Source organism: Methylomagnum sp. (genome assembly GCF_054333355.1).
In genome coordinates this window covers 1-4,934 of the sequence record NZ_JBTEKS010000335.1, presented here as the reverse complement: position 1 = coordinate 4,934, position 4,934 = coordinate 1, and the positions used below count along the sequence as shown (strand labels likewise).

Genomic DNA, 4,934 nt, shown 5'->3' with positions numbered 1-4,934 from the left:
AGAAGGCGCTGGAACCCTTCATCCGCACCCGCACCATCCAGTTCTACGACGTGGCCTGGTCGAAGCCCGAAATGCGGGTCAACGACGAAGTGGCCGTGACCGGGCGCTTCCATGTGGCCGAGGATTGGCCCGTCGGCGTGCCCAAGCCGGAAGCCGCCTTCCTCAATATTTCCTCGCCGGGGCCGGTGTTCATCCGCACCGAGCGCAGCCTGAACGGCCAGCCCTGGATCAACTCGGTGGCGCTCCAACCGGGCGGCGATTATGAATTCAAGGTGGTGCTGAAGGCCCGGATGCCGGGGCGTTACCACATCCACCCGTTCTTCAACCTGAAGGACGCGGGGCCGGTGCAGGGTCCGGGACAGTGGATCGAGGTGGGCGGGGCCGCCGCCGCCTTCGACAACCGGGTGACCGCCCTGAACGGCGAAACCATCGACATGGAGAGCTACGGACTCGCCAACGGCGTGTTCTGGCATGCGCTGTGGATCACCGCCGGGCTGGCCTGGCTGCTGTGGTGGGTGCGTCGGCCCTTGTTCCTGCCCCGCCACAAGATGCTGCTGGCGGGCCAGGAGGAAGCCTTGATCACGCCCCTGGACAAGACCATCGCCAAGGCCATCCTGGTGGCGGTGCCGGTCGTGGTGCTGGGGGCCAATGCCATGGCGCAGAGCCGTTATCCCGACGCCATCCCCTTGCAGGCCGCCATGGACCGTATCGAACCCTTGCCGCCGCAAGTGAACAACGGTGACGTCAAGGTCCGGGTGGAGCGCGTGGAATACCGGGTTTCCGACCGCGCCATGGTGATGACCGCGCATATCGGCAACCACACCGGGAAGCCGATCCGGCTCGGCGAGTTCGCCGCCGCCAATCTGCGCTTCATCGATGCCGGGGCGGGCGGGCCGGTGCCGGCCGGGAGCGCTGAATTGGTCGCCCCCACCGGCTTGCGGACGGATTCCTCCGCGCCGATCCAGCCCGGCGAAAACCGGCAAGTCCGCATCACCGCCTTCGACGCCGGCTGGGAAACGGAGCGGCTCGACGGCTTGATCCGGGACGCCGACAGCCGCCTGGGCGGATTGCTGTTCTTCTTCGACGAAGACGGTCGGCGTAGCGTCGCCAGCGTCTCGGCGGCCGTGATTCCGCGCTTCGATTAACGCGGATCGGCGCGTTCCTTCGCTATTCCAACCCCTTCCCGCCGGGAGGGGGTATCCACTCCAAAAGGCAATCCCATGGCAATCACCACACACGACAATCCCATCGCTACGGCGGCCCCACGGCATCAGCCCCCTTGGTATCTCAAGGATGTCTATAAATACATCAGCGCCTTCGGCATCCTGACCGCGATCTATATGGGCCTCAGGATCTACCAGGGTGCCCATGCCGTGACCACCGGCCTCGATTCCTCCCTGCCCGAGTACGAGACTTATTGGATGCGGCTGTTCTACCTGGAACTGGTCGTCATCGCGTCAATCATGATCGGGTTTTGGGGGTATCTCTGGACCACCCGCGACCGCAACCTGGACACGCTGGAACCCAAGGAGGAAATCCGGCGCTATTTCACGCTGACCATGTGGATCAGCGTCTACACCTTCGCCGTGTACTGGGCCGGTAGCTACTTCGCGGAACAGGACAATTCCTGGCATCAGGTGGTGCTGCGGGATACGCCCTTCACCGCCAACCACATCGTCGAGTTCTACTTCAACTTCCCGCTCTACATCATCCTCGGCGGCTGTGCCTGGCTGTACGCCCGCACCCGGCTGCCCCTGTACGCGCGGGAAATTTCCCTGCCGCTGACCCTGGCGGTGTTCGGTCCCTTCATGATCTTCGTCAGCGTCGGCTTCAACGAATGGGGCCACACCTTCTGGTTCCGCGAGGAATTCTTCGCGGCGCCCATCCATTGGGGCTTCGTGGTCGGGGTGTGGTTCTCCCTGGGCGTGGGCGGCATCCTGTTGCAGCAGGTGGCCCGCATCACCGAACTCTTGGACCGGATCGAGGATGCGCCGTAATCCCAGGCGCGGGGCTGGCGGGCGGCGGGGGCGTCCCCCGCCGTCCGCGCGGAAACCCGGCACCGGCCCGCACCGCGCTTGGATGATGCTCGCGGTGTGCTTCGTCATCCTCTTAATGGCGGCGGTGGTGCGCTCGGTGCCGGGCATCATCCTGGTGTCGCTGGAGCGCGAATTCGGCTGGAGCCGCGAATCCATCACCCTGGCGGTGTCGGTCAATATGCTGCTGTTCGGGTTGGCCGGTCCCTTCCTGGGGCGGCTGATGGATGTTCACGGGCCGCGCCGCATCGCCCTGTGGACCTTGGGTTTGATCGCGCTAGGCACCGCCGGAACCCTGTGGATGCGGGAATCCTGGCAGATGATCCTGCTATGGGGCGTGGTGGTGGGACTGGGCTCGGGCGGTCCTTCGATGATCCTGGGCGCGGCGGTGGCGAACCGCTGGTTCGTGGCGCGGCGCGGCTTGGCTTTGGGCATCTTGGGCGCGGCCATGTCGGCGGGGCAGTTGGTCTTCACCCCGTTCCTGATGCGGCTGAACCTGGACCAGGGCTGGCGGGCGGCAACTTTGTTCGCGGCCGTGGCGATAGGCGGGGTGGTGCTGCCTTTGGCCTGGGCTTTCCTGCGCGACGATCCGGGGACGCTGGGACTCGAACCCTACGGCGCGACCGGCCAGACCCCGGCGCGGCCCGAACCCGACGCCCACCCGATGCGGGTCGCCGTGCGCAGTCCGGCGTTCTGGCTGCTGGCGCTGAGCTTCGGCATTTGCGGGCTGACCACCTCGGGCCTGTTCCAAACCCATTTGATCACCCATGGCGTCGAGCATGGCTTCCCCGAGATGACCATGGCGGCATCGCTGGGCGTGATGGGCGCGGCGGATATTTTCGGGACCGTCGGTTCGGGCTGGATTTGCGACCGCTTCGGGGCGCGCTGGCCGCTGGCCGGGTATTACCTCTTGCGCGGGGCTTCCCTGCTGGTCCTGCCCATGGTCGATTCCACCGGCGAACTGCTGGCCTTTTCGGTGGTGTATGGGCTGAACTGGCTGTCCACGGTGCCCGCCACCTCCGCCATGGCGGCGGATTGGTTCGGGAAGCGGAACATCGGGGTGGTGTTCGGCTGGATTTTCTTTTCCCACCAAGTCGGCTCCGCCGTGGCGGCCTATGGCGCGAGCTTCCTGAGGACGATGCTGGGCGATTACACCTTGGTTTTCACGGTGGCGGGGGCATTCGCTTTGATCGGTGCCGGGTTGATCCTCTGCGTCGGACGAACCGGCGCGGAACCGACTGGCGCATAAGGAACCTTGGGACTCGGGCGTTTGTCGATGAAGGCGATCACTTGAGCGCCGCTTTGTGGCGGGGCTTTGCGGTATCAATGGCGGCTTTCGGGGGCCGCGTCGATTGCTGCGGCAGGAAACCGGTCATTTTCCGAGGTCGTGTCTGGATCAGGGGCGGTGTCCGCAGTGGCCGAAGAGTGACGGTGAGAATGCGAGGCTCCGCTTCCTTATGGAGCGCCCTCACCCGCACGTTCCGCTTGTCCGGTACAGACTGGAAGAATGCCATGAGGTCGTCCTGCTTCCGGGGCGGACGCAGATCCAACAAGGTCCGCTTGCCTATATTGGTAATGGTCGCTGTGCCTCCACCCATCCATGGGCTATGGTTTGGGTGCCTCGCCCACCAATGCCCCGCTCATCCACTCCTTGAGTTGATCCCCGTCGCGATAGATAAACAGCGCCTTGAGGTGTTCCGCCTCAACGATCTTCATCCCCTCAACTTCGCCCACGCATAACAAAGCGGTGTCCCAGGCGTCCGCCAGGGTCGGGTCTGGATGCAGAACGGTGACCGACAGCAAGCCATGGGTGACGGGGCGGCCCGTCTTGGGGTCGAGGATGTGGGAATAGGTCTTGCCCTGCGCCTCGAAGAAATTCCGGTAGGTGCCGGCGGTCATCACCGCCGTGCCATGTTGCTCGTGGATGTCGAAGATGCGCTGGACTTCGCGGGCCATGGGGGTCGGTTTCTCGACGGCCACCCGCCAGGGCTTGCCGTTGGCCTTCTTGCCCTTCACCTTCATTTCCCCGCCCACTTCCGCCAGATAGTTCTGGATGCCCCGGCTCTCCAGCCGCTCGGCAACGCGGGCCACGGTGTAGCCCTGGGCGATGGAATCCAGGCTGATTTCCACGTCCGGGTCTTTTTTGCGCAGGCGGTTGCTGGCCGCGTCGGTTTCCACCTTGTCCATGCCGACATGCTTGAGAACGCCGTCGATCTCGGCCTGGGTCGGCACTTTCTCCTGATGCCGGGCGAAGCCCCACAGCTTGAAAATGGGCGTCACCGTCAGGTCATAGCAGCCGTGGGTCTTTTCGCCAATATCGCGGGCGATGGCGACCAGGCTGACGATTTCCGGGGAAGCCGGCAGCCACTCGGTGGTTTTTTGCTGGTTGAGTCGGGAGATTTCCGAATCCTCGCGCCAGTTGGACAGCCTCTCGTCCACCTGTCGAAAAATAGTCTCCACATCCGTCTTGACCTGGTCCGGCGTCACCGGCAGGCCGTCCAGCACCATCTTGATGTGGTAGCTGGTGCCTTGAATATCCCCGGCCAGTTGGGTCTCGGTGGGTTCTTGGCAGCCCGCGAGAACCAGCAAAGCCAGCGGGCCGACGAGGCGGCGCGGCTTCATGAATCGACTCGCTGGAAGTGATGCACCCAAACCAAATGCTCCTCATCCCAAGTCATTCCGGCGTGCATCTTGAGGATCAAATCCTTATAGACCGCCAAATTAGGATAACCCTCGGCCTGGGCGTCGGCTTCCGTCATGTCGCCCAAGCGGCGGCGTTCCACCTCGGTCACAGTGAAGGCGACGCCGTCCAGCTCGAAAGTCTCGCCGGGATAGGCGTACAGACCATCGCGGCGTTGCTGGGTTTTCTGGCCGGTTTTGGTGGCTTCGACCAGTCTGGGA

Annotated in this window: 5 protein-coding genes; 3 read left to right on the top strand and 2 right to left on the bottom strand. The window is 64.2% G+C overall.

The genetic code is table 11. The annotated features are described in order from the left end of the window. From amoB to ACXWUF_RS18640, 3 genes are all read left to right on the top strand, one after another. The coding region (gene amoB, locus ACXWUF_RS18650; RefSeq protein ID WP_458496099.1) for a bacterial ammonia monooxygenase, subunit AmoB at window positions 1-1,145 on the top strand (1,145 nt) is incomplete at its 5' end. A gap of 75 nt (window positions 1,146-1,220) precedes the next feature. Next, window positions 1,221-1,997, top strand: a complete 777-nt coding sequence (amoC, locus tag ACXWUF_RS18645) for a bacterial ammonia monooxygenase, subunit AmoC (protein WP_458496098.1) — start codon at window positions 1,221-1,223, stop codon at window positions 1,995-1,997. Further along, complete coding sequence (locus ACXWUF_RS18640; RefSeq protein WP_458496097.1) at window positions 1,987-3,282, top strand: MFS transporter; 1,296 nt, start codon at window positions 1,987-1,989, stop codon at window positions 3,280-3,282. Before amoC ends, ACXWUF_RS18640 begins: the two co-directional genes overlap by 11 nt. A 356-nt stretch (window positions 3,283-3,638) precedes the next feature. On the opposite strand, the gene ACXWUF_RS18635 is transcribed toward ACXWUF_RS18640, so the two are convergent. Together ACXWUF_RS18635 and ACXWUF_RS18630 are read right to left on the bottom strand one after the other, a co-directional pair. Then, the gene (locus ACXWUF_RS18635) at window positions 3,639-4,655 is read right to left on the bottom strand and encodes an FAD:protein FMN transferase (RefSeq protein WP_458496096.1); all 1,017 of its coding nucleotides are present in this window, start codon (window positions 4,653-4,655) and stop codon (window positions 3,639-3,641) included. After that, on the bottom strand, window positions 4,652-4,934 hold a 283-nt coding region (locus ACXWUF_RS18630; protein ID WP_458496095.1), incomplete at its 5' end, for an ASCH domain-containing protein. The genes ACXWUF_RS18635 and ACXWUF_RS18630, both read right to left, overlap by 4 nt.